The organism is Kitasatospora sp. NPDC089797 (assembly GCF_040684795.1).
In the GTDB taxonomy this organism is placed as follows: Bacteria; Actinomycetota; Actinomycetes; order Streptomycetales; family Streptomycetaceae; genus Kitasatospora.
The window spans coordinates 54870-78977 of the sequence record NZ_JBFBGS010000048.1; the positions used below are offsets into that span (position 1 = coordinate 54870).

General features: G+C 75.1%; 22 protein-coding genes. 15 read left to right on the top strand and 7 right to left on the bottom strand.

Annotated features, from left to right (window positions below):
* Positions 1 to 17: 17 nt before the first annotated feature.
* Positions 18 to 794, top strand: a complete 777-nt coding sequence (locus tag AB0O91_RS31480) for a winged helix-turn-helix domain-containing protein (protein WP_363440351.1) — start codon at positions 18 to 20, stop codon at positions 792 to 794.
* Between the two features lie 61 nt (positions 795 to 855).
* Here the strand turns inward: AB0O91_RS31480 and AB0O91_RS31485 are convergent, their stop codons facing one another.
* Positions 856 to 2139 carry an MFS transporter gene (locus tag AB0O91_RS31485; protein WP_363440354.1) on the bottom strand — a complete coding sequence of 428 codons (1284 nt, stop codon included), beginning with the start codon at positions 2137 to 2139 and terminating at the stop codon, positions 856 to 858.
* Between the two features lie 70 nt (positions 2140 to 2209).
* Between AB0O91_RS31485 and AB0O91_RS31490 the strand changes: the two genes are divergently transcribed.
* The gene (locus AB0O91_RS31490; RefSeq protein ID WP_363440356.1) at positions 2210 to 3091 is read left to right on the top strand and encodes a winged helix-turn-helix transcriptional regulator; all 882 of its coding nucleotides are present in this window, start codon (positions 2210 to 2212) and stop codon (positions 3089 to 3091) included.
* A gap of 113 nt (positions 3092 to 3204) precedes the next feature.
* On the opposite strand, the gene AB0O91_RS31495 is transcribed toward AB0O91_RS31490, so the two are convergent.
* Complete coding sequence (locus AB0O91_RS31495; protein WP_363440359.1) at positions 3205 to 4458, bottom strand: GNAT family N-acetyltransferase; 1254 nt, start codon at positions 4456 to 4458, stop codon at positions 3205 to 3207.
* 214 nt (positions 4459 to 4672) lie between these two features.
* Between AB0O91_RS31495 and AB0O91_RS31500 the strand changes: the two genes are divergently transcribed.
* Positions 4673 to 5989 carry a hypothetical protein gene (locus AB0O91_RS31500; RefSeq protein ID WP_363440362.1) on the top strand — a complete coding sequence of 439 codons (1317 nt, stop codon included), beginning with the start codon at positions 4673 to 4675 and terminating at the stop codon, positions 5987 to 5989.
* Between the two features lie 38 nt (positions 5990 to 6027).
* Here the strand turns inward: AB0O91_RS31500 and AB0O91_RS31505 are convergent, their stop codons facing one another.
* On the bottom strand, positions 6028 to 6708 hold the full coding sequence (locus AB0O91_RS31505) for a hypothetical protein (RefSeq protein ID WP_363440364.1): 681 nt from the start codon (positions 6706 to 6708) through the stop codon (positions 6028 to 6030).
* A gap of 142 nt (positions 6709 to 6850) precedes the next feature.
* Between AB0O91_RS31505 and AB0O91_RS31510 the strand changes: the two genes are divergently transcribed.
* Positions 6851 to 7276: a DUF3592 domain-containing protein gene (locus tag AB0O91_RS31510; RefSeq protein ID WP_363440366.1), complete on the top strand. Its 426-nt coding sequence runs from the start codon at positions 6851 to 6853 to the stop codon at positions 7274 to 7276.
* Positions 7277 to 7323: 47 nt separating this feature from the next.
* Here AB0O91_RS31510 and AB0O91_RS31515 read toward each other — a convergent pair whose 3' ends face one another.
* The gene (locus AB0O91_RS31515; RefSeq protein ID WP_363440368.1) at positions 7324 to 8871 is read right to left on the bottom strand and encodes a Na+/H+ antiporter; all 1548 of its coding nucleotides are present in this window, start codon (positions 8869 to 8871) and stop codon (positions 7324 to 7326) included.
* Positions 8872 to 9223: 352 nt separating this feature from the next.
* On the opposite strand from AB0O91_RS31515, the gene sph reads away from it, so the two are divergent.
* Both sph and AB0O91_RS31525 read left to right on the top strand, forming a co-directional pair.
* Positions 9224 to 10201: a sphingomyelin phosphodiesterase gene (gene sph / locus AB0O91_RS31520; protein WP_363440371.1), complete on the top strand. Its 978-nt coding sequence runs from the start codon at positions 9224 to 9226 to the stop codon at positions 10199 to 10201.
* Positions 10202 to 10445: 244 nt separating this feature from the next.
* The gene (locus AB0O91_RS31525) at positions 10446 to 11264 is read left to right on the top strand and encodes a thioesterase family protein (protein ID WP_363440374.1); all 819 of its coding nucleotides are present in this window, start codon (positions 10446 to 10448) and stop codon (positions 11262 to 11264) included.
* Between the two features lie 107 nt (positions 11265 to 11371).
* Here AB0O91_RS31525 and AB0O91_RS31530 read toward each other — a convergent pair whose 3' ends face one another.
* Positions 11372 to 12697: a radical SAM protein gene (locus tag AB0O91_RS31530; RefSeq protein ID WP_363440377.1), complete on the bottom strand. Its 1326-nt coding sequence runs from the start codon at positions 12695 to 12697 to the stop codon at positions 11372 to 11374.
* Positions 12698 to 13242: 545 nt separating this feature from the next.
* On the opposite strand from AB0O91_RS31530, the gene AB0O91_RS31535 reads away from it, so the two are divergent.
* From AB0O91_RS31535 to AB0O91_RS31545, 3 genes are all read left to right on the top strand, one after another.
* On the top strand, positions 13243 to 14631 hold the full coding sequence (locus AB0O91_RS31535) for a family 2 encapsulin nanocompartment cargo protein terpene cyclase (protein WP_363440380.1): 1389 nt from the start codon (positions 13243 to 13245) through the stop codon (positions 14629 to 14631).
* A gap of 77 nt (positions 14632 to 14708) precedes the next feature.
* Positions 14709 to 15587 carry a geranyl diphosphate 2-C-methyltransferase gene (locus AB0O91_RS31540; protein ID WP_363440382.1) on the top strand — a complete coding sequence of 293 codons (879 nt, stop codon included), beginning with the start codon at positions 14709 to 14711 and terminating at the stop codon, positions 15585 to 15587.
* A 187-nt stretch (positions 15588 to 15774) separates the two neighbouring features.
* The gene (locus tag AB0O91_RS31545; RefSeq protein ID WP_363440385.1) at positions 15775 to 17175 is read left to right on the top strand and encodes an alpha/beta fold hydrolase; all 1401 of its coding nucleotides are present in this window, start codon (positions 15775 to 15777) and stop codon (positions 17173 to 17175) included.
* 39 nt (positions 17176 to 17214) lie between these two features.
* Here AB0O91_RS31545 and AB0O91_RS31550 read toward each other — a convergent pair whose 3' ends face one another.
* Entirely contained in the window at positions 17215 to 17886 is a 672-nt protein-coding gene (locus AB0O91_RS31550; protein ID WP_363440388.1) for a dihydrofolate reductase family protein, read from the bottom strand.
* A 288-nt stretch (positions 17887 to 18174) separates the two neighbouring features.
* On the opposite strand from AB0O91_RS31550, the gene AB0O91_RS31555 reads away from it, so the two are divergent.
* Positions 18175 to 19230, top strand: a complete 1056-nt coding sequence (locus AB0O91_RS31555) for a phosphatidylinositol-specific phospholipase C domain-containing protein (RefSeq protein ID WP_363440391.1) — start codon at positions 18175 to 18177, stop codon at positions 19228 to 19230.
* A gap of 48 nt (positions 19231 to 19278) precedes the next feature.
* On the opposite strand, the gene AB0O91_RS31560 is transcribed toward AB0O91_RS31555, so the two are convergent.
* Positions 19279 to 20502 (bottom strand): glycosyltransferase, encoded by a 1224-nt coding sequence (locus AB0O91_RS31560; RefSeq protein ID WP_363440394.1) that lies wholly within the window; start codon positions 20500 to 20502, stop codon positions 19279 to 19281.
* A gap of 155 nt (positions 20503 to 20657) precedes the next feature.
* On the opposite strand from AB0O91_RS31560, the gene AB0O91_RS31565 reads away from it, so the two are divergent.
* From AB0O91_RS31565 to AB0O91_RS31585, 5 genes are all read left to right on the top strand, one after another.
* Positions 20658 to 21050 (top strand): ribonuclease domain-containing protein, encoded by a 393-nt coding sequence (locus AB0O91_RS31565; protein WP_363440397.1) that lies wholly within the window; start codon positions 20658 to 20660, stop codon positions 21048 to 21050.
* Positions 21051 to 21159: 109 nt separating this feature from the next.
* Complete coding sequence (locus tag AB0O91_RS31570) at positions 21160 to 21510, top strand: isomerase (protein WP_363440400.1); 351 nt, start codon at positions 21160 to 21162, stop codon at positions 21508 to 21510.
* 118 nt (positions 21511 to 21628) lie between these two features.
* Positions 21629 to 22216, top strand: a complete 588-nt coding sequence (locus tag AB0O91_RS31575; protein WP_363440403.1) for a hypothetical protein — start codon at positions 21629 to 21631, stop codon at positions 22214 to 22216.
* A 67-nt stretch (positions 22217 to 22283) separates the two neighbouring features.
* On the top strand, positions 22284 to 22805 hold the full coding sequence (locus AB0O91_RS31580; RefSeq protein WP_363440404.1) for a hypothetical protein: 522 nt from the start codon (positions 22284 to 22286) through the stop codon (positions 22803 to 22805).
* Positions 22805 to 23971, top strand: a complete 1167-nt coding sequence (locus AB0O91_RS31585) for an MAB_1171c family putative transporter (protein WP_363440407.1) — start codon at positions 22805 to 22807, stop codon at positions 23969 to 23971. The genes AB0O91_RS31580 and AB0O91_RS31585 overlap by 1 nt, the downstream gene beginning before the upstream one ends.
* Positions 23972 to 24108 lie beyond the last annotated feature (137 nt).

Below are 24108 nucleotides of genomic sequence, written 5' to 3' on the forward strand. Positions count from 1 at the left end.
GGGCGACAATGGCGGGCATGGACGTCCGACCCGCCGACCCGGCCACCGCCGGACCCGCCGACCGCTCCGCCAGGCCAGCCGACCGCTCCGCCGACCGGGACGTCGGCGTGGACCTGGCCGCCGTGGCCGGACTGCTGGCCGACGGCACCCGGGCCGCCTTCTGCCTGGCGCTGCTGGACGGCCGGGCCTGGACCGCGAGCGAGCTCGCCCGGCACGCCGGGGTCGCCCCGTCGACCGCGACCTCCCACCTGAACCTGCTGGTCGGCGGCGGCCTGCTGGCCGAGGAACGGCACGGCAGACACCGCTACCTGCGGCTGACCGACCTCCGGGTGGTGGCGCTGCTCGAGAGCCTCGCCGAACTGGCCCCGCACCGGACCGCCCCGCCGCGCACCCTGGCGGCCTCCGGACGCCGGCACGCCCTTGCCCGGGCACGGCTGTGTTACGACCACCTGGCCGGTGCCCTCGGCCTGGCGGTCACCGGGGCGATGGTCGGGCGCGGTCTGCTGGACCTCGGCCCGGAGCCGGAGCTGACCGCGGAGGGGCGGGCCTGGCTGTCCGGACTCGGCATCGTCCTGCCCGGTGGGCCGCGCCGTCCGGAGGTGCGCGCCTGCCTGGACTGGACGGAGCGCCGCCCCCACCTGGGCGGTGCGGCGGGGGCGGGCCTGTGCGCCCACGCCCTCGCGGCCGGTTGGCTCTCCCGGATCGGCACCGGCCGGGCCCTGGCGGTCACCCCGGCGGGCCGCCGGGCCTGGCGGGACCACCTGGGGCTGGCGCCGGCGCCCGAGGAGCTGTGAACCCCCGGCGGGTCCGTACCGGCCGATCGGTGACGGTGGTTCCGTACCGGTGGACGCCGGCTCAGGTCAGCTCGCGCATCCGGCGGATCGGGCTCGCCAGCAGGATCAGCGGGCTCGCCGCGCTGACGGCCGCGACCAGCAGCAGGGCCGTACGCGGCCCCCAGAGCGCGGCCGCGCCGCCGGCGGCGAGGGCGCCGACCGGGATCGCGCCCCAGGAGACGAAGCGGACCGTGGCCATCACCCGGGACAGCAGGTCCGCCGGGGTCCGGGTCTGCCGGTGGGTGCGGGTGACGATGCTGGTGACCACGACCCCGGCGGAGAACCCGGCGTTGCCGAGGGCGAAGACCAGCGTCCCCCAGCCGGCCCCGGCGGCCGGGAGCAGCAGGGCGAAGGCGGTGGCGACCACGGCCGCGCCGCGCAGCGCGCGGGCGTCGCCGAGCCGGGCGACCAGCCGGGGCGTGACGGCCGCGCCGAGCAGGCTGCCGAGGCCGCCGGTGGCCATCAGGGCGCCGACGGCGGCGGCCGGGGCGTCGAGGGTGCGGACCAGGAAGACCGGGGTGAGGGTCATCAGGCCGCCGCAGACGAAGTTCACGGCGGTGGCGTCGGCGACGCAGGGCCGGATCACCGGGTGCCCGGTGACGAACCGCCAGCCCTCGCGGATCTGTTCGCGCATCCCGGCGCCGCCGGTGCGCGGTGCGGTGGGCGGGGCGCTGTGCGCCAGGCTGCCGAGCAGGGCCGCCGAGGCCAGGTAGCTGACCGCGTCCAGCAGCATCGAGGCCGCGCCGCCGACGAGTTGGACCAGCACGCCGCCCAGTGAGGGCCCGGCCAGGTCGGTGGCCGCGCTGCTGCCGGAGACCAGGCTGTTGCGGCTGGTCAGCTGCTCCCTGGGGACGACGGCGGGCAGGAAGGTGGAGTTGCCCACGTCGAAGAGCACGCTCGCGAAGCCGACCACCAGGGCGACCAGGACGAGCTGGGGCAGTCCCAGCACCCCGAGGGCGGCGGCCAGCGGCACCGAGGCGACGGCGGCCGCGCGGACCAGGTCCATCGCCACCTGGGTGCCGCGCAGCGGCAGCCGCTGGACCAGCACGCCGGCCGGCAGCCCGATGACCAGCCAGGCGACGTAGGCCGCGCCGGTGATCAGGCCGACTTCGAAGGCCGAGGCGTGCAGGGCGACCACCGCGATCAGGGGCAGGGCCACCGTCGTCACCTGGTCGCCGAGCCGGCTGACCGTCGAGGCGGTCCAGTAGCGCCAGAACGCCCCGGCCCCTGGCCCTGCCCCGCCGCCGCCGTGCCCCGGTCCGGCCGGGTCCGCGGTTCTCGCCGCGTCCACCGTCTTCGTCGCCATGTCCACCCCTTCGCCGGTCCGCTCCAGGACCGAGTGAGTTCCTTTTGGGAACTCACTATAATGGGCGATCATGCGGCACACGGAAGCGGCGGACCCCGACTGCGCGATCTCCCAGGCCCTGACCGTGGTCGGGGACACCTGGACCCTGCTCCTGATCAGGGACGTCGCCGGCGGCACCCACCAGTTCGACGCCCTGCAGCACGGGCTCGGCATCAGCCGCAAGGTGCTCACCGAGCGCCTCAAGGCGCTGGTCGCCGACGGCGTCCTGGAGAAACGGCTCTACCACCCGCACCCGCCGCGCTACGAGTACCACCTGACGGACCGCGGTCGCGGCCTGCTGCCGGTGCTGGTCGCCCTCCAGGACTGGGGCGGGCGGTACGTCCTGGGCGACGGCACGCTCACCGGCACCAGCACCCCCGACTCCGCCGAGACCCGCCGGGTGCACGCGCTCGTCGGCCACCGGCTGCCCGCCCTGGAACTCGACACCCCCGCCGGCGGACGGGTCGACCCGGTCGCCGCCGACCACGCCTGGACGGTGCTGTACTGCTACCCGGGCGCCCACGCCCCGGGCGCGGGCGACCACCCGCCCGGCTGGGGCGACATCCCGGGCGCACCCGGCTGCACCCTGGAGTCCTGCACCTACCGCGACCGGATGGACGAGTTCGCCGCCCGCGACGCCGCCGTCCACGGCGTCAGCACCCAACGCCCGGACCAGCAGGCGGCGTTCGCCGCGCACGCCCGGCTCCCGTTCCCGCTGCTCTCCGACGCCGGCCTGGACCTCGCCGCGGGGCTGCGGCTGCCCACCTTCCGGGCCGCGGGCGTCGAGCGCCTCAAGCGGCTCACCCTGATCCTCGACGCCGGGCGGACGGTGCGCGGCGTGCTCTACCCCGTCCCCGACCCGGCGGGCTCGGTCGAGGACGCCCTCGCCCTGCTGGACGACCTACGGCGCTGACGACGAGGAGGCGCCCGCCCCCGCCCCGGTCCTCCGTCGCCCTCACCCCGGTCCGGCACCGCTCCCGCGGGCCCCGGGCCCGCCGAGGACCGGGGCGGGGGCCTTCACCCTCCTCACGGCAGGTAGAAGGTCAGCAGATCGGCCGTCAGCGGCGGGAACAGCGCCCGGTACAGCTCCTCCTCACCGCCGACGGTGTAGACGTCCGGCCGGATCCGGGCCAGGCCCTCGATCCCGCGCGGCCCGAACAGCAGCCCGGGCAACTGGTCGGGCGCCACCACGGCGCCGCCCGCCGTACCCTCCAGCGCACGCGGGTACTGGAGCGTGCCGCCGGTGGCCACCTCGCCCAGGCCCTGCGGGCCGACCGGGATCCGGTAGTGGGCGCGGTAGGTGGAGACCAGCAGGTCCCGCCCGGTGCGGTCGAGACCGGCGGCCGCCAGCCGCTGCCGGAGCAGCGGGCGCAGCCGGTCCAGCAGGGCGGCCGGATCCGGGACGCGCAGGTAGTACTGCTCGGCCTCCTCGCGCGGGGTGTGCTCCAGCAGGTCGTGCCAGGCCGCGGCCGGCACCGTGCCGGGCCGGTGCACCACGTGCAGCCGTGCCCCCGGCGCCGACCCGGCCACGCCGCGCAGCAGGTCGAGCGCGGCGGCGTCGTCCGTGGCGGCCGCCTCGGCGAGGAGGAACTCCCCGTCGTCCACCGGCGTGGTGCGCGCCGAGGCGACCACCCGGCCGGCCCGCTCGACCACCCGCAGGGTGGAGGCGTCGTGGGCCAGCAGCCAGCGCCAGCAGGCGGGGGAGTGCGGCAGCGCGACGTCGAAACCGCGCTGCGCCTGCTCCTGGAGCGCCGCCAGCGCGGGCAGGTCCGCGGCACGCGCCGTGCGCAGGGCCGGCGCGCCCGCGGCGCCCGGGACGGTCCGCACGGCCAGCGGGGTCGGGATGTCCACGGCGTACTCGTAGCCGAACTGCCGGTAGAAGTAGGGGATCCCGATCATCACCTGGACCAGGTGGCCACGGGCGGCGGAGCGCGCGTGCGCCCACTGCAACAGCGCCCGGACCAGGCCGCGCCCCTCGTACGCCGCGTCGGTGGCGACCAGTTCGACCTGGCCGGCCGGCAACCGGATCCCGCCGATCCGGAGTTCCTCGTCCAGCAGCGTCGCGGTCGACACCACCCGCCAGCCGTCCACCACCACCGCGCAGCCGGACCACCCGGCGTCCGGATCGGCGCTGACCAGGCCGTGGTCGAGCGCGTCGTGGTCGTCGCCGCGCTCGGCGAGCAGCGCGCGGATCTGCTCGCCGTCCTCGGCATGGGCCTCCCGCAGCAGCAGGCCGTCGGCCAGCTGGACGGGCATGGCAAAGGCTTCGTCAACGGTCATATCGGGACCCTTGCACCATCCGCCCCGCCCGGCCAACAGGTTTTCCCTCCGCGGCCGGGGCCCGTGCCCGTGGCGTGTGCGGGAGTTGGCGAAATCGTGCCCGTTCGCGACGCGCACCGTTGACCGGCGGCCCGGCCGGGCGGTTGGCTCACCGCGGGGCGGCCGACGGGGGCGGGAGGCGGCCGGCCCGGCCGAAGGGGAGGGGACGGTTCAGGTGGAACGCAGGATCCGGGGGCGATGGACGGTGCGGGCCGGCGCGGTGCTGGCGACCGTGCTGCTGGCGGGCGGTGCGGTCCCGGCCGGAGCCCGGGCCGCGTCGCCCGGCGGTGACACCGTCAGGGTGAACGTCGCCCCCGACGGCGCCCCGGCCGACGACTGGTCCGAGCCGCTCGGGCTGAGCGCCGACGGCCGCTACGCCCTCTTCACCTCGCTGGCCGCCAACCTGGTGCCCGGCGACACCAACCGGCTCTACGACGTCTTCGTCCGCGACCTGCGGACCGGTCGCACCGAGCGGGTGAGCGTCGCCGACGACGGCAGCCAGCTGAACGGCTCGACCGACCAGGCGGCGATCAGCGCCGACGGCCGCTACGTCGCCTTCAGCAGCGACGCCCCCGCCGTCGTCCCGGGGGCGCCCGGCGGCCGCTTCGACGTCTACGTCCGCGACCGCTGGACCGGCCGCACCGAGGCCGTCACGGCCGGCAACGGCGGCGGGAACTCGCTCGGCCCGGCGATCAGCGCCGACGGCCGCTACCTCGCCTACTCCTCGGACCGCGGCGACCTGGCGCCCGGCGCGGCCCCCGGCACCTCGAACGTCTACCTCACCGACCGCCGCACCGGCACCACCCGACTGGTCAGCACCGGCCGCGACGGCGCCCCCGCCGACGGCGGCTCGGTCGAGCCCTCGCTCAGCGCGGACGGCCGGACCGTCGCCTTCCGCTCCAAGGCCGGCAACCTGCTGCCCGGCCCGCGCCCGGCGGCGCCGGACCAGCGCCCGGCGGTGCCCGGCCCGGGCCGGGGAGCGCCCGCCCGCCAGCTCTTCCCGCTGTACGCCTACGACGCGCGCACCGGCCGGATCCAGGGCGCCAGCGTCGACGCCGGCGGCACGCTGCGGGACGCGGCCAGGGCCGGGCAGCTGAGCCCCGACGGGCGCTATGCACTGTTCCGGCTGTTCGAGCAGGAGCAGGGCACCGTCCACGTCCGGCTCTACGCCCGCGACCTGCGCGCCGGCACCGTCACCGAGGTGGCCGCCGACGGCGCCCAGCCCGCCGTGATGACGGCGGACGACCGCTGGGTCTACTTCGCCTCGGACGCCGCCGACCTGGTGCCCGGGGACACCAACGGCGTCCTGGACGTGTTCCGCCGGGACCTGCGGAGCGGCCGGGTCGAACGGGTCAGCACGGGCGCGGACGGCGCCCAGCTGCCCGGCGCCTCCGCGACCCCCTCGGTGGACGCCCTCGGCACGACCGTCCTGTTCAGCACCCTGGACGGGACCCGCGCCGACCTGCTGGCCCGCCGGCTGCCGCCGCTCTGACCGGGCCGGGCCCGGCGGCGGCTCCGGCCCGGCCGGGCCTACCGGCGGCCCAGGGTGCGGCGCGCCGCACCGAAGGTGAGGGCGGCCCAGAGGACGGCGACGGCGCCCGCGACGTACACCCCGGCAGCGCGGAAGGAGAGGTCCTCGTCCAGGGTGGCCGGCGGCGCCCAGCCGTCCGGGTCGGCCAGCACCGTGAGGGTGCGGCCGACCGACCCGCCGGAGCAGCCGGTGCCCCCGACGGTGCCGTGCGGCAGCGGGCCGCCGTCCGCGCGCCGGATGCCGCAGGTCCAACTGACCTTGCCCATCCGGTCCTTGCCGCTGTGCGCCGAGGTGACCACGACCCGGGTGTCCACCCCGCGGTGGTCGAGCAGTTGGGCGCGGAGGGCGGCCGTGGGGATCACCAGCAGCAGCACGCCCAGCAGCACGGCGGGCCAGACCACCCACCCGGTGCTGCGGATCAGCATCAGCCCCACGACGGCCGCCATCAGCACCAGGACGGCCAGGATCGTGGCGGGCGCCTGGTGGTCCGGGTTGGTGGCGACCCCGAGCAGGGCCAGGATCAGCACCGGGGCGAGCAGCCCCACCAGCAGCGCGGTGCGGCGCACCGTGCGCGGGGCGAGCGGGACGTCCTTGCGGGGGCGCCGGCGGGCCTGCTCGGCCGGACGGCCCGCCCCCGCCGCGAGCGGTCTCTTCTGCTTCCTGTTCGGACGCTTGGCCATCCTGCCCCCGTTCGCCGGTTCCGTTCGTGCTCGCGACAGTGTGACGGCCGCCCCGGACCGGTCGGCGGCCGGGGTGCCGCCCGACCTGCGGCGCTCCCGGCCGTCTGTTCAATTCCCTTGCGTGGTAGGTACATTGACCCGCGTGTGGCTGGTGGACGTGTTCCTCCTGGTCGGGGCGACGACCCTGGCCGGTCTCTCCGCCGCGTGCGCTTCGGCCGGTCGGACGGCCCGGGCGCTGCGCCGGGAGGGGATCTGCGTGGTCGGCCGGGTGCGGAGGGTGCGGTGGTACACCACCTCCGAGGGCCATGACCGTCGGCGGGTGACCATCGAGTACGGCCTGCCGGACGGACGGATCGCCGAGCTGGTGCGCTCCGACGAGCGCCCCGGGGGCGGGCGGTACCGGGAAGGGGACGAGGCGACGGTGCTGTACCACCCGTCCCGCCCCGGGCGGGGGTTGGCGGTCGACCCGGTCCGCCGGTTCCCGCCGCCGCCGGGGGCGGTCGGGCTGGCGCTGCTGTCACTGGCCTGCGCCCTGGGCGCGGCCGGGCTGGTCGCGCTGATGTTCTGACCCGCCGCCGGGCTCCCGCGCTGCGCCGCCCCGGTACCGCCGCCGGATCAGGGCCGCCCCAGCGCCGCCTGCTCCAGGTCGAGGTCGCGCTGGAGCAGCCGCAGCGTGGTGTCGCTGATCCGGTGCTCCTCGTAGAGGCCGCGCAGCCGGGTGTTCTGCACGTCGATCAGCTCGCGCCGCAGCTGGCGGTAGGCGTGGTCGGCGGTGGTGCCGTCCGGGGCCTCGGGGGTCCGGTCGAGCCGGGCGGTCAGCGCGCGGCGCACCCGGTCGACGGCGGTCTCCGGTACGGTCTCCAGCTCGGCGAGGCCCTCGACGTGGTCCAGGGCGGCGCGGTTCAGCTCGTCGCGGGCGTCCTCCTCCTCGCGGGCGGTGTGCTCGGGTTCCAGGGCGAGTCCGGAGCGGTTGACCACGGCGGCCAGGGTGAGGCCCTGGACGACCAGGGTGAGCACCACGTTGGAGACGGTGAGCACCAGGACCAGCGACCGTCCGTCCAGCCCCGCGCCGCCCTCGGTGAGCAGCGGGATGGACAGCGCGGCGGCGAGCGGCATCACGCCCCGGGTGCCGGCCCAGGTGACCACCCCGGCGACCCGCCAGGACAGCCGTCCGCGGCTGGGTTTGACCGCGCGGGTCAGCGGCAGGGTCCAGAGCACCCGGACGGCGATCAGCAGCGCGGCTATCGCCATCGACTGGAGCGGCCACCAGCCGGTGCCGGCCGGCAGCTCCCGGACCAGGGTGGGCAGCTCCAGGCCGACGATCGAGAACACCACGCTCTCCAGCAGGAACACCACCACCGCGTACACGGCGTGCAGTTGCAGCCGGATCCGGGCGTCGGTCAGCCGGTGCCCGGAGCGGCCGAGCAGCACCCCGGCGACCACCACGGAGGTGACGCCGGAGGTGTGCGCGGACTCCGCCAGCACGTAGGCCGCGTACGGGGTGACCAGGGCTATCACGGTCTCCAGCACCGGGTCGGTGGTGCGGCGGCGGAGCAGCCAGACCAGTCCGGCGACGGCCGCGCCGACCACGCTGCCGCCGCCGCCGAGCAGCACCAGCTCGCCGCCCGCGGCGGGCAGGTCGACCGTTCCGCCGGCGGCCACCGCGACGCCGACGGCGACCTTGAACAGCACCAGCGAGGTGGCGTCGTTGAACAGGCTCTCCGCCTGGACGAGCACCTGGACCCGCCCGGGCAGGGCGAGCCGACGGCCGAGCGCGGTGACCGCGACCGGGTCGGTGCTGGAGAGCACGGCGCCGAGCACGAAGGCCATCGCGGGCGGCAGTCCGGCGATGGTGACGGCCGCGAAGCCGACGGCCGCGGCGGAGGCGAAGACCAGGCCGAAGGAGAGGATGGTGACCGGCCGCCAGACCGCCCGCAGGTCGCGCAGCGACAGTTCCTCGGCGGAGGAGTAGAGCAGCGGTGGCAGGACGACGGCGCCGATGATCTGCGGGGGCACGTGCAGGGCGGGCACCCCGGGGACGAGGGCGACGCCGAGCCCGGCCAGCACCAGCAGGGAGGGCGCGGGCACCCGCCATCGACGGGCGAAGGTGGCCACGCTGGTGGCCAGGACGACCAGGACGAGAACGATCCCCACGGCGTGCATCTGCAGAAACGACCCATCGCAACCATCGGGGTCGCCGAGGCCCGATCGCCGCAGTCGTCCCCCGAGCCGACCAGACTTCCCGGCACACCGGCGGTCATCTTATCGGTCCTTTTGCGGCGGCCGGGAGGATGTTCGGTTCCTGTGCGACCCGGCGTTCGACGCGGGGTCCGCGCCGTCGGCCCGCTGACCACGGGTCAGCGCGGCCCGGCGGCTCGCGCTACCGGCGGGTAGTCCTGTTCCGAACGAATTCACCGAATGCTTGCCGGAAGTCTTGCGGGCCGTGCACGCACCGAAGTTGGATGCACAACATCCCGCGACCCGCCGGGCCCGCCACCTCCCCCACGGAGCCCAGATGCCCCTGCCGTCCCTCCGACGCGCCCTCGCCGCCGGTGCCGCCGCCACCGTGCTCGCCGCCCTCGGTGCCGCTCCGGCCGGCGCCGAGAGCGCCCCGGCCACCGCGCCGCCGCTGGACGTCCTGACCTACAACACCTTCCTGATGAGCACCTCGCTCTACCCCAACTGGGGCCAGCAGCACCGGGCCCAGGCCATCGCCGCGGCCGACTTCTTCCAGGGCCACGACGTGGTCGTGCTGGAGGAGGCCTTCGACAACGCCGCCTCCGACGCCCTGATCGCCAAGGCCTCGGCCGCCTACCCGCACCACACCCCCGTGGTCGGCCGCTCCACGAGCGGCTGGGACGCCACCTCCGGCAGCTACAGCTCCACCACGCCCGAGGACGGCGGGGTCGCGCTGCTCAGCAGGTGGCCGATCCTGCACAAGGAGCAGTACGTCTACAAGGACGCGTGCGGCTCCGACTGGTGGTCCAACAAGGGCTTCGTCTACGCCGTCCTGGACGTCGGCGGCCGCCGGACCCACGTGGTCGGCACCCACCTCCAGTCCACCGACTCCGGCTGCGCGAGCGGCCAGGCGGCCGACATCCGGGCCAGGCAGCTCGGCGCGATGCGGGCCTTCCTGGACGCCAAGCGGATCCCGGCCGCCGAACCGGTCGTGGTCGTCGGGGACCTCAACATCGACTCCCACGGCACCGAGTACCAGGCCCTGCTGAGCAACGGCAACCTCGCGCCCGCCTCGGCCCGCACCGGCTGGCCGTACTCCTTCGACACCGCCGACAACTCCATCGCCGCCTACCGCTACCCGGGCGAGCCCAAGGAGGACCTCGACTACGTGCTCTACCGGGCCGACCACGCCCGCCCGCAGCAGTACACCAACGAGGTGGTCCGGGTGCACAGCGCGCCCTGGACGGTGAGCAGTTGGGGCAAGAGCTACACCTACACCGACCTCTCCGACCACTACCCGCTGGTCGCCCGCTGACCCGTCGCGGGCCCCGCACCCGGGGAAGCGGGCCCCGCGCCCGGGCAGGCGGGCCCCGTACCCGTCGCCGGGTGCGGGGCCCGCGGCCCGTTCGGCGGACGGCGGGAGCCGAGCGCCCCCTGTGGGGCGCATCACAGCTCCGGGGGCGGTTCGGGCTCCTACGATCGTGAGCGCGGACGCCGGTCACGCCGAGGCCGGCGGCCGTTCGGCACCACCCGCGAACCGGCCCGAGGAGAAGCGCACCTTGACCAGCCCCACCGACGCCGGCCCCACCGGCGCCCCCGACAGCTACTACCAGCGCACCGGCGAGCAGCGCTACAAGCCAACCGTCCACGCCCAGGGCGCCTGGCACCCCGACGAGCAGCACTTCAGCCCGGTGGGCGGCCTGATCGTCCACGCGATCGACCGCCACCGGGCCGACCGCCCCGCCGACGGCCTGGCGCTGGCCCGGATCAGCTACGACATACTCGGCCTGATCGCGCTGGACGAGCTGGAGATCACGGTGGAGACCCTGCGCCCCGGCCGCACCATCGAGCTGGTGGAGGCGGTGGCCTCGATCGCCGGCCGCGCGGTGGTCCGGGCCCGGGCCTGGTACCTGGCCGAGCAGGACACCTCCGCCGTCGCCGGCACCCACGACGAACCGCTGCCCGCGCCCGAGGAGTTCGAGCCGTGGCCGATGGGTGAGCAGTGGCCCGGCGGCTACATCGCCTCGGTCGAGGTCCGCCGCCGTTCCACCGCGCCCGGCCGCGCCGCCGCCTGGCTGTCCACCCCGCTGGAGCTGGTCGCGGGGGAGCCCAGCGGGCCGCACGCCGCCTTCACCGCGCTGGTCGACACCGCCAACGGCATCGCCGTCCGGGAGCAGCCGACCGCCTGGATGTTCCCGAACACCGATCTGACGATCCACTTCCACCGCCGCCCCGGCGGCCGCTGGACCGGTCTGGACACCCGGGTCAGCTTCGGCCCGTCCGGCCACGGCGTCACCAGCACCGTGCTGCACGACGTCCACGGGCCGGTGGGCCGGGCCGAGCAGATCCTCACCGTCCGGCCGCTGCCCGGGAGCTGACCGGACCGCGGCCACCGGCCGCTGCCCCCGACCCGACCCGGACCGCGGCCACCGGCCACCGACCCCGACCCGGGCCGCGGTCGGTGGCCGGCGGCACGGCCGACCGGTCAGCCCGGCAGCGAGTCCATGAAGGAGCTGACCGAGAACACCGCCTTGCCCGGCCCTGCCGGTCCGTAGCCGGGCGGGGAGGAGAGGCCGAACTCCTCCAGGGTGGCCCGGTAGGTCCGGAGCAGCCGGATGTGGTACTCCAGCGGCGCGCCCTGGGGGTTGGCCTTGCCGAGCGGGGTGGTGGGCTCCGGGCACCAGGTGGTGAACCGCGGCACCACGCCGTGCGACATGAAGTAGCGCAGCCCCTCCCGGGTGGAGGCGATCGCCTCGTCGACGGTGGTGAAGCCGAAGGGCTCGGCCATCTCCACGCCCGCGACGAAGTTGGGGATCACGTTCTCCGGGCCGAAGACCTCGGTGGAGTCCAGGATCCGGCGGTGCCACTCGTCCCGGCCGACGTAGCGCTCCTTGCCGGGGCAGTAGAGCTCGAACAGCCGCCTGTCCCACACCTCGAAGTTGGGGTGGTAGATCTTCACGCCGTAGTCGTGGAAGCGCTGGACGTCGTCACGGGGGAGCGCCTGGGCGACCACCTTGCCGATCCAGCGGTCGGGGAAGCGCTCCTCGATGGCCTTGGCGTACTGCCCGTAGAAGTCCGCCTCGTCGCGGCCGCCGACCTGCGAGGTGATCGCGCCGCCGGTGAGGGTGTAGGCCCGGGAGGCCCGGGCGGTGTCGTGCCGGTCGATGATCTCCAGCGCCTCCAGCACCTCCTCGACCGGCTTGACGCCGGTGTACGGGCGGCCGGCGGCCTTGTGCTGGCGCCAGTTGTGGTTGATGTCGCAGTACTGGCACTCCTCCTTGGCGCCGAAGTACTGGCAGACCCGGAACACCGTGAGGTAGATCAGGTAGCCCCACTGGATGGTCGGGGCGACCTCCATCACCGACTTCCCGTTGGCCAGGGTGTGCCGGTAGTAGTCCGGCATCGGCGGCAGGCCGACGTCGGCGATCCGGGCGCCGTCCAGGTAGAGGCCCAGGGTGCCGTCGTCCCCGGCCCGGACCCGGTACGGCGAGTCCGGGTTGACCCGCACCGACACCACCGTGCGGCGCAGCCCGTACGGCCCGCCGGTGAGCACGATCTCCTCCGGCGGCCGGTTCAGCGCGGCCGCGCCCAGCTCGGGCAGGGTGCGGTGGTCGAAGGAGAAGATGAAGTAGGACTTCGGCTTGACCTCGCCGCCCCCGTCGGCGCCGGTGCTGCCGCTGAGCGCGGACTCGTCGAAGGCCATGCCGCCGCGCAGCAGGTCCTCCTTGATCACCGCCTCCCGCGGCACATCGGGGAACCGTTCCATGAGGTCCTCGACGAGGGCGGTGCGGTTGCGGGCCTGGCTCTCCATGCGCTGCTCTTCCTTCCCGGCCCCGTTCCTCTCACGGCGCCGCAGCCATTCTTCTCCCCCTTACGCGCCCGGTCGGCCCCCGGGCCGTCCGGCGGTGGGGGAGGGCCGTCGGCCGGGCGGGCGCCGGCCCGGCCCGTCCGTGGGCGAACGGGCCCGTCGCGGCCGGGGCGGCGGCGCCGGGCGGGACGGGACACGGACGGCGGGCGGCAGGTTGACGCGGGACCGGGGCGGGGTGGGCCGTCCGGTCCGGGCCCGGGCCCGGGGAGGCGGGTCGGGCTGATGCACGACAAGGGTGCGTTTCAAACGCAGTACGCATGAACGTTCACCTAATCGGGTGTAGAAGATCGACTGTTGCGTTTCGGAACGTGCCTTCCCGCCTACGGTTGTGAAGCGAGCGAGACGGGGCCCGCGGCGTGGAGTTCCCCATCGCGGCGGGCGAGCTGACGACCCGTCAATCCTGCGATCCCCTTCAGAGGAGGCTCCATGCCCCTGCGTACCCGAACGGGCCCGCCACCCGGGCCCGCCACCGCCCCGGCGGTGGGCTCATGAGCTCCCCGGCGATCGACCGGATCCTCCGCGGTCCCACCGGACTGGGCACCTCCGGGCTGCAGTTGAGGCCGCAGGTCCCGGCGCCCGAGGCCGCCGCACCGACCGTGACCGCGCCCGAGGTCGTCGTCCCGGACACGGCCGGTGCTCCGGCACTCCCGGCCCCCGGGTCGGTGGCCCCCGCGGTCCCGGCGGTCGAGGTCCCGGCGGCCCCGGCGGTCGACGCCCCGGCCGCGGAGGCCCTGCCGGTCGAGACCGCACTGGTCGAGGTCCTGACGGTGGAGGCGGTGGCGACTGCGGTCGGACCGCTCGACGCCGTGCTGCCCGAGCTCCGGCTGCCCTCCGTCCCCTCGCTGTCCTCGTTGCTGCCGGCCGCCGCCGCGGCGCCGCGCAGCGGGAAGCCGAAGACCGGCGACCCCATCCCCGGCCTCTACCACCACCCGATCGCCGAGCCCGACCCGGTGCGGGTGGAGGCGCTCAGCCAGCGGATCAAGACCTGGGCGATCGACGAGATCGAGCTCTACCCGCCGGAGTGGGAGAAGGACTTCGACGGGTTCTCCACCGGGCGCTACATGGTGGCCTGCCACCCCGACGCGCCGAGCATCGACCACCTGATGCTCGCGGCCCGGCTGATGGTCGCCGAGAACGCGGTGGACGACTGCTACTGCGAGGACCTCGGCGGTTCGCCGATCGGCCTGGGCAGCCGCCTGCTGCTCGCCCACACCGCGCTGGACCCGCTGCACACCACCGCGGAGTACCAGCCGGCCTGGGACGCCTCGCTCGCCGAGGACGCGCCCCGGCGCTCGTACCGCTCGGCGATGGACTACTTCGTCCGCGCCTCCACGCCCGCCCAGGCGGACCGGTTCCGGCACGACATGGCGCGGCTGCACCTGGGGTACCTGGCCGAGGCCGCCTGGGCCCAGGCCGAGCACGTCCCCGAGGTGTGGGAGTACCTGGCGATGCGCCAGTTCAACAACTTCCGCCCCTGCCCCACCATCACCGACACGGTGGGCGGCTACGAGCTGCCGGTCGAGCTGCACGCGCTGCCCGCCATGCAGCGGGTGATCGCCCTGGCCGGCAACGCCACCACGATCGTCAACGACCTCTACTCGTACACCAAGGAGCTCGCCAGCCCCGGGCTCCACCTGAACCTGCCGGTGGTGATCTCCGAGCGCGAGGGCGTCTCGCGCCAGGAGGGCTACCTGAAGGCCGTCGAGGTGCACAACGAGCTGATGCACGCCTTCGAGGCCGAGTCGGCCGCGCTGGCCGTCGCCTGCCCGGTGCCGAGCCTGGTGCGGTTCCTGCGCGGCGTGGCCGTGTGGCTCGACGGCAACCACTACTGGCACCAGACCAACATCCACCGTTACAGCCTGCCCGACTTCTGGTAACCGCCTCCGGTGGCCGCCAGGTCCGGCAATCGCACATTTTCCGATAACCAACGCTACGTACCCTGGAGTTGACCCGCATGTCCCTGACCGACGACCTCACCACCTCCGGCAGCGCGATCCCCGGCCCGGCAACTCCCTACCAGGGCGACATCGCCCGGTACTGGAACAACGAGGCCCGCCCGGTGAACCTGCGCCTGGGCGACGTCGACGGCCTGTACCACCACCACTACGGCATCGGCGAGATCGACCAGGAGGCGATCGGCGACCCGGCCGACAGCGAGCGCGAGAAGAAGGTCATCGCCGAGCTGCACCGCCTGGAGTCCGCCCAGGCCGACGTCCTGCTCGACCACCTCGGCGACATCAAGGCCGAGTCCACCCTGCTCGACGCCGGCTGCGGCCGCGGTGGGTCGATGGTCATGGCGCACCAGCGCTTCGGCTGCCGGGTCGAGGGCCTGACCCTCTCCACCCAGCAGGCCGACTTCGGCAACAAGCGCGCCGGTGAGCTGGGCATCGGGGACTTCGTCCGGTCCCGGGTCGCCAACATGCTCGACATGCCGCTGCAGAACGGCTCGGTGGCCGGCTCCTGGAACAACGAGTCCAGCATGTACGTCGACCTGCACGACCTGTTCGCCGAGCACTCCCGGGTGCTGGCGGTCGGCGGCCGGTACGTGACCATCACCGGCTGCTGGAACCCCAAGTACGGCCAGCCGTCGAAGTGGGTCTCGCAGATCAACGCCCACTTCGAGTGCAACATCCACTCCCGCCGCGAGTACCTGCGGGCGATGGCCGACAACCGCCTGGTGCCCCAGGCCGTGATCGACCTCACCCCGGACACCCTGCCGTACTGGGAGCTGCGCAACACCACCTCGCTGGTCACCGGCATCGAGGAGGCGTTCATCGAGTCCTACAAGGACGGTTCGTTCCAGTACGTGCTGATCGCGGCCGACCGGGTCTGACCCGGCCCCGGACCGACGGGCGGCCTCCCCGGACGTGGGGGAGGCCGCCCGTCGGGCTTCCTGTCCGGGCTCCGGCCTGACGACCCGTCCGGTATCCGGTCCGAACGCTCGCCTTCGAACCATCCGGTGGCGCAGGCTGCTTCCGTGACCGCGTCGGACCGGACGCGGCCCGACCGGAAGGACGCACATGACGAGCACGCGCGGTCGCGTCGCCGCCCTGCTGGGCGCCGTCGCGGTGGTCGCCGGCACCACCCTGGCCACCCCCGCCACCGGCTCCGCCGCCACGGCCGCCGGCCCGGCCCGCACCGGCGGCGGGATCACCGGGCAGGCACCCTGCCCGGACGCACCCGAGTTCCGCTGCGGGACCCTCACCGTCCCGTTCGACCACAGCGGTGCCACCCCCGGCACCCTCCGGCTCGACGTGGCGACGACCGGCAACGCCGACGCGCCCAAGGGTGACCTGCTCTACCTCACCGGCGGCCCCGGTCAGCCCGGCGTCCCGTCGATCAAGCGGACGGCGGACATCCTGGCCCCCGTCCTCAAGGACTACCGCCTGGTGATGGTCGACCAGCGCGGCACCGGCCGGGGTGCGCTCCGCTGCCCGGGCCTCCAGGAGGACATGGGCTCCTCCGACCTCGTCGTGCCCCGCCGGCAGTCGGTCACCGACTGCGCCGCCGCCCTGGGCCCCGACTCCCGCCACTACAGCACGGCGGACACCGTCGCCGACATCGACCTGCTGCGCCGCGCCCTCGGCGACCGGCGCCTCACCCTGGACGGCGTCTCCTACGGCAGCTTCGTCGTCCAGCGGTACGCGCTCGCCCACCCGGCGCACGTGGCCCGGCTGGTGCTCGACTCGGTGGCGCCGCGCGAGGGGTTCGACCCGATGGACCTGGCCGCGCTGCCCGCCACCGCCCGGGTGCTGCGGGCCGCCTGCCGGGCCACCGGCTGCACCACCGACCCGGCCGCCGACCTCGCCGCCACCGTGCGGCGGTACGGGAACGGGGCGCAGATCCTGAGCGCGCTGACCGGCTACGAGTTCATCGACCCGGACTACCGCGCCGTCCCGGCGATCCTGCACCAGGCCGCCGACGGGCAGCCCGCCGCGCTCCAGGACTTCTTCGACCTCGTCCACCGGGAGGTCGACGCCGCCCCGGCCGAGGAGCTCAGCCAGGGGCTGCACTCGGCCGCCCTGTGCGCCGACTCGCACTTCCCCTGGGGCACCACCGACACCCCCGTCGCGGGCCGCGCGGCCGCGCTGGAGCGCGCCCGGCAGCGGCTGACCCCCGAGCAGACCTGGCCGTTCGACCCGGCCACCGCGACCGGGCTCGGCTCCCTCCTGGTCTGCCTGGACTGGCCGCGCGAGCCGGTGCCGCCGACGCCCCCGGCGCACCGCAGGCTGCCCGACGTGCCGGTGCTGCTGCTCGGCGGGGACCGCGACCTCTCGACGCCGTACGAAGTGCTCCAGCAGGTGGCCGGGACGGCGCACCACCCGCAGATCGTGATCGTGCCCGGGGCCGCGCACTCGGTGCAGAACCGGGCGGAGAACCCGGCCGGACGGCGGGCGGTGTACGACTTCCTGCTGAAGTAGCGCGGGCGGGCGGCGGGCCCCCCGCCCGGGCCGGTCCCGTCAGGCGCTGCTCCCGGGCCGGGCCGTTCCGGGCCGGGTGAAGGTGAGGTGGACGACGCCGCTCGGGCTGGTCACCACCTCGGTGTCGAAGCGCTGCTCCAGGCCTTCGAGCCCCTCCCAGAGCGACTCGCCCCGGCCGAGCACGATCGGCACCACGACCACGTGCAGGTAGTCGACCAGGTCGGCCTCCAGGAAGGCCCGGACGGTCCGCGGGCCGCCGCCGAGCCGGACGTCCCGGCCGCCGGCGGCCTCCCGGGCCTGCCGCAGCGCCTCCTCGGGGGAGGCGTCGATGAAGTGGAACACCGTGCCGCCCTCCATCTCCAGGCTGGGGCGCGGGTGGTGGGTGAGGACGAAGACCGGGGTGTGGAACGGCGGGTTCTCCCCCCACCAGCCCCGCCAGTCCTCGTTCTCCCACGGGCCGCGCTGCGGGCCGAACTTGTTGCGGCCCATGATCTCCGCGCCGATGCCGTCGCCCCAGGTGCGGGCCATCGCGTCGTCGACCCCGGTGTCACCCTCCCCGTCGCCGTGCATCCGCTGGAAGGTGCGGGTGGCGAAGAACCAGCCGTGCAGCCGGTGCCCGGCGTGCCCGAAGGGGCTCTCCAGGCTCTGGCCCTCGCCGGTGCCGTACCCGTCGAGGGAGATCGAGAAATTGTGGACCCGGACCAGGGACATGCTGCTGCCTCCACTGCTGCTCTGTGCCGGCGACGCCGTCCGCGCCGCCCGCGGTCGTCCGTGCGCGGGCCACGCTAGTGCCCGGCACCGACAATCCTGACGCTCCGTCAGTGCCGGGGCGTGGCGAACCGGGGCCGGGGCGGAGCTGGGGCGGGGCCGGGTCGGAGCCGGCCGAGTCGTCACGCTATCGTCATGACCTCTTCACGAGGTGCACGCCCCGTCCGGCGATGCTGCCTCCGGCGGCCCGCACCGGCGGCCGCCACGACCGACCCCGGGGGGACGATTCCGATGACCGTACGCCGCACCCTGGCCGGCCTGCTCGCCACCGCGGCGGCCCTGGTGCCGACGACGGCCCCGGCGGCCGCCGGCAACGGCACGGGCGCCCTGCCGTTCGGCTCGGCCACCACCGTCGGCCTGCACAACACCTACGAGCCGGCCGCCTACCGGTACCTCGCCGAGGGCCTGGACACCGGCACCGGCATGATCGAGCTGGACCTCTGGAGCGACACCGTCACCCACGAGTGGAAGGTCAGCCACTCCAACCCGCTCGGCAACGCCAACAACTGCACCGCCGCCGACGCCCCGGCCCAGCTCTACGCGGGCGGCGCGAACAAGAACCTGGAGCACTGCCTCGACGACGTCCGGGTCTGGCTCGGCGCCCACCCCGGCGCCGGCCCGCTGGTGGTGAAACTGGAGGTCAAGGGCGGCTTCGCGGCCAACCTCGGGATGGGCCCCGACCAGTTGGACGCGCTGATCGCCGCGCACCTCGGCGACGCCGTGCTGCGCCCGGCCGACCTGCTGGCCAAGCCCGACGGCGGCTCGTACGCGACCCTCGACGAGGCGGTGCGGGCGGGCAACTGGCCGACCCGGTCGGCGCTCGCCGGGCGGGTGCTGCTCTACGCGATCCCCGGGACGGTCGAGGAGCACAACCCCTTCGACACCCTGCACACCGACGTCGAGTACGGCCGGCACCTGCGCGACCTGGCGGCGGCCGGCCGGATCGGCCGGGCCGAGCTGTTCCCGGCCGTGCACGGCGCGGCGGGCGGCGACCCGCGGGGCCGGTACACCGGCGCGGACGCCGGGATCCGCCCCTGGTTCGTGGTCTTCGACGGCGACGCGGCCACCTACGTCAACGGCATCGACACCGCCTGGTACGACCGCTCCCACTACCTGCTGGTGATGACGGACGCCCAGAAGGTGGCCCCGCAGATCAGCGCGACCGACCCGAGCGTCGACGAGGCGACCGCCCGGACCGTCCAACTGGCCCGGGCCCACGCCGGCATCGTCTCCAGCGACTGGCGCCGGCTCCCGGCGGTGCAGTCCCTGGTGCTCGCCCGGGGCTGACACCGCCCGGGGGCTCTGATCGGGCCCGCCCCCGGCCCCCGCCCCCGCCTAGCGGCTGGCGGCCCCGGCGTGCCGGGTGAGGTGGGAGAGGACCGCGCCGGCGCCGTCCTCGGCGGCCAGCAGCCCGGCGACGGCGGCGGCCCGGCGCCGGACCGGGTCGGCCAGCGCGGCCGTGATCGCGGCGGCGAGGCGTTCGGCGGTGAGCTCCGCGAACGGCACCGGCTCCGGGGCGACGCCCAGCCGGTGCAGCCGGTCCGCCCAGAACGGCTGGTCGACCATGACGGGCACCGGGACGGCGGGGACCCCGGCACGCAGCGCGGCGCCGGTGGTGCCGGCCCCGGCGTGGTGGACGACGGCGGCGGTGCGGGGGAACAGCCAGTCGTGCGGCAGGTCGCCGACGGCGAGGATGCCGTCGCCCGCCGCCGCCACCTCGGCCCAGCCGGCCTGCACCACCGCGCGCACCCCGGCTCGCCGCACGGCCGCCGTCACCAGCTCACCGAGCCGCTCGCCCTCGTCCAGCGCCATGCTGCCGAACCCGATGAACACCGGGGCCGGACCGGCCTGGAGGAAGTCGACCAGGTCGGCCGGGGGCCGCCAGCCCAGCGGCCGGGCGGGCCACCAGAAGCCCGCGACCTCGACCGGGTCCGGCCAGTCCGCCGGGCGCGGGAGCAGCAGGGGGCTGTAGCCGTGGACGACCGGCCGGGTGTGTCCGAGCGGCTCCGGCGCGGCCGCGCCGGGCAGGCCGAGGCGCTCGCGCATCCGGACCACGGCCCCCGAGAACAGCCGGTCCGCGCTCCGCAGCCGCTCCCGGCCGGCCGCGAGGTTGCCCTGCGGCCCCAGGTCCCCGTTCCAGGCGGGACCGGGCAGCGGGAACTCCGTGGTGGCGAAGGCGGGCGTGAGGTACGTGCCGAGGACGGGCACGCCGAACGCCTCCCCGGCCGTCCGGCAGAGCGGGGCGGGCGCGAAGGCGGTGAGCAGCAGGTCGGCCCCGCCCGCCACGGCGTCCGCCACGCCGTCGGCGAGGCCGTCCACGAACGCGGTCATCAGCGCGCGGGTCTCCTCCGGGGAGGTCGCGCGGGCCCTGGCGCGGATGAGCTCCTTGGGATCGCCCGGCAGCGGCCGGTACTCCAGGCCGCACTCCTCGATCAGCGTGGCGAAGGTCGGGTGGGCGAGCACGGCGACCCGGTGTCCGGCGTCCAGCAGGCGCCGGCCCAGGCCGGTGAACGGCGCGACGTCCCCGCGGGAGCCGGTGGTGGCGATCAGGATGCGCATGGGGTGATTCTCCACGTCGGCCCGGCCGGTCGCCACAGCCGTCGGCGGTTGCCGACCGGCCGGTTCAAGTCATCGGCGGGTACGGCGAGTTGACCGGAGATGAAGACTCCGTACGGGCCTACCGGGGAGCTCCGGAGATCGTCATCCTGGTTGGCATGACCAGAACTCTACGCGCGTGGAAGTCCCGTGCCGCCGCCGTCGCCGTACTCTCCCTGGCCACCCTCGCACCCGTCGCCGTCGCCACCGGGGCGCACGCCGCGGTGAGCGGCAAGGTGTGCGTGTCCGCCCTGCCCTCCCAGGCCCGGACCACCCTCAACCTGATCGCCCGGGGCGGGCCGTTCCCGTACAGCCAGGACGGCGTGGTGTTCACCAACAAGGAGGGCGTGCTGCCCTCCCAGCGGTACGGCTACTACCACGAGTACACCGTGGTCACCCCCGGCGCGCCGACCCGCGGCACCCGCCGGATCGTCACCGGCCAGCGCTCCCACGAGGACTACTACACCGGCGACCACTACGCGACCTTCCGGCTGATCGACCTCGGCTGCTGACCCCGTCCGCCCCGCCGCCCAGGGCCCTGACCTGCACGGTCGGGGCCCGCCGCGGTTCCCGGGCGCGGTAGGGTCGGCGTCGCCGTCCGCACTCCCGGGAGGAGCCCCCGTGCCGCAGATCCTGGTCGACCACTCGACCGAACTCGCCTTCGACCACGCCGTGCTGGCCGCCGACCTGCACAAGGCGGTCACCGAGGTGATCGACACCAGCGTGGCGGAGTGCAAGACCCTGTTCCGGCCGGCCCCGGAGCACACCGTCGGCGACGGTACGGCCGGGGAGGCCCTGGTGCTGGTGGAGCTGAAGATCCTGGCCGGGCGGAGCACCGAGCTGCGCGCCGAACTGACCGCCCGGGTGGTCGAGGTGCTGCGCTCGCACATCGTGGTGCCCACCGCGATCGGCGTGCAGGTCACCGAACTCGACCGGGACACCTACCGCTTCGTCCACCACACCGGCGGCTGAGCCCCGTACCCGCCGCGCCCCCGCCTCCGGCCCCGTCCCCCCGCCCCCGTCCGGCCTCGGCTACCGTCCGGTCGGACACCGACGGTATCGTGACGGGGCGGCAAAAGGGGGGAAACCGATGGTGAAGGCAGTGGCGGGCGGCGGTGCGGGCGGACCGGAACAGCAGCGGGAGCAGGGGGAGCGGGCCTCGGCCATCGCCCGGCGGCTGGACCGGCTGATGGCCCGTGAGGCGGCCCGGTCGGGCGGACGCCCCCCGGCGTACCGCGAACTCGCGGACCGGATCAACCGCCTGGCGGGCCGGGACGTGATCTCCCGGGACACCGTCCGCAACCTCCACCTCGGCCTGAACCAGCAGGGCAAGGCCTGCAACCCGACCGTGGACACGCTCGACTGGCTGGGCCGCGGCTTCGGGATCGGCGCCGGCGCGAGCTACTTCCTGGACGACGCCAAGGCCGCCGTGGTCGACGAGCAGCTGGACCAGTTGGAGCGGGTCGCCGAGCTGCGGCAGGCGCTCGGCAACGACGGGGTGGTCAACCTGGTCAAGCGGGCCTCCGCACTGTCGGACGGCAGCCTGCGGGTGCTGCTCTCGCTCGCCGACAACCTCCGCAAGCTCGAACAGGACGCCGCGAGTCAGGACGCCGCCGGTCAGGACGGCGCCGGGACGGGCCCCGCCGGGCAACGGCCGGGCCCGGCCGCCGGACGATGAGCGGGAGCGCCGCAGCACCCCCCGATTTTGCTCCCGCCCGCCCCCGTCCCGAAGGAACACCCCCGCCTTGGCCTTCCCCCGCGGCCTGCGCCGACGCTGCGAACAGCGGCTCTCCGGCCTGAGTCTGCCCACCCCGTTCACCGTCGAGGGCTTCCGCGCCGCGCTGGAGCGCGAGCGGGGCCGCCGCATCGTCATGGAGCCGCTGCCCGCGCTCGGTCCCGACCTGCCCTGCGGCCTGTGGATCGCGCTGCCCAGCATCGACGTCGTCTACTACGAGGAGCGCACCAGCCCCGCCCACCAGGACCTGATCAAGCTGCACGAGCTCGGACACGTCCTGTGCGGCCACACCGGCACCCTCGAACTCTCGCGGCTGAGCGCCCTGTTGCCCGATCTGACGCCCGACCTGATCGCCCAGCTGATCGGTGCGGGCCGGACCGACTACCGGACCGCCGAAGAGCAGGAGGCCGAGATGATCGCCCTGCTGCTCGCCGACCTGGCGGGCGCCACCGCCGACCCGAGCCCGGTCTCCGGCCACCTGGCCGAGAGCCTGCTGCACCCGATACGCCGGCCCCGGTGGAGGAAGTCCTGATGCGCCCGCTGTTCACCTGGTTGATGCCCACCCTGATCTGGGGCGTCGTCCTCTGGCGGGCCCCCACGGCCTTCACCACCCGGGCGAACCGGGCGCTCTGGGCCGGTTTCACCGCGATGGCGCTCGGGCTCAGTTGCCGTCCCGCGTTCATCGAGCACGCGCTGGGCGAGCTCACCGGGATCCGGGACATCACCCAGTTGCTCAAGCACCTCGCCGGGGTGGCCGCGGCGTACTACCTGCTGGAGTACGTCCAGGCGGTGCGGCAGCGCCCCGAGCGGCCGGGCGCGGCCCGGGTCCGGCTGGCCCTCACCGTGGCGGCGGGCGTCGCGCTGACCCTGCTGTTCGTCTACGCGCTCCCGCACGACTCCGACGGCGCCTTCGGCATCGACGCCCACTACGGCCACCTCGGGGTCAAGGTCTACCTGTACGTCTTCAACACCGTCTTCGCGCTGGCCAGCGCCCGGGCGATGGTGCTGTTCTGGTCCAACCGGGCCGGTGTCCCGCGCGGGGCGCTGCGGGCCGGGGTCACCTGCCTGGCGGCCGGCAGCGCGACCGGTCTGGTCTACACGCTCTACCGCTACCACTTCATCCTGGTGCACGGCGATGCGACCGAGTTCGACGCCCAGGGCAACCCGGTGCCGATCCAGGACCTGCTCTGCGAACTGCTGCCCGCCGTCATGCTGGTGCTGTTCGTGCTCGGCGTGGTCGTCCCGCCGGCCCGGACGCTGGTCGGCTACCTGCGCGACCAGTACGCGCTGTGGCGGCTGCACCCGCTCTGGACGGACGTGGTGGCCGCCGTGCCCCAGGTGGTGCTGGGCACCGCGGGCAGCCGGCTGCGCGACCTGCTGACCGGTCGGGACCGCTCGGTCGAACTGGCCCACCGGGCCTTCGCGATCCGCGACGCGGTCCTGGTGCTGCGCGAGGACACCCCGGCCGGCCCGGCCGCCGGGGGCGCGCCGACGCCCGACGGCGACGGGGACCTCGCCCGGGTCGAGGCCCGCTGGCTGCGCGCGGCCGTCCGGCAACGGGCCCGCGACCTCCCCGCCCCCGCCCTGCCCGCGGCCCTCGCCGCGACCACCGGGGGCCGCACCCCGCGCGAGGAGATCGCCTGGATGCTCGCCGTCGCCGCCGCCTACCGCCAGCTCGGCGCGGACGAGAACGCCTGAACCGTCCGCCAGTTGAGCCGAGGGCCGTTCGTCCGTCGACGGACGAACGGCCCTCGGGCGACTGTGTTCGCCAGTGCGACCCGGGAGCGGCGTGGGGGTTTTGGCGGTTTGGGGTTAATATAGTAACCCCCGGCGGG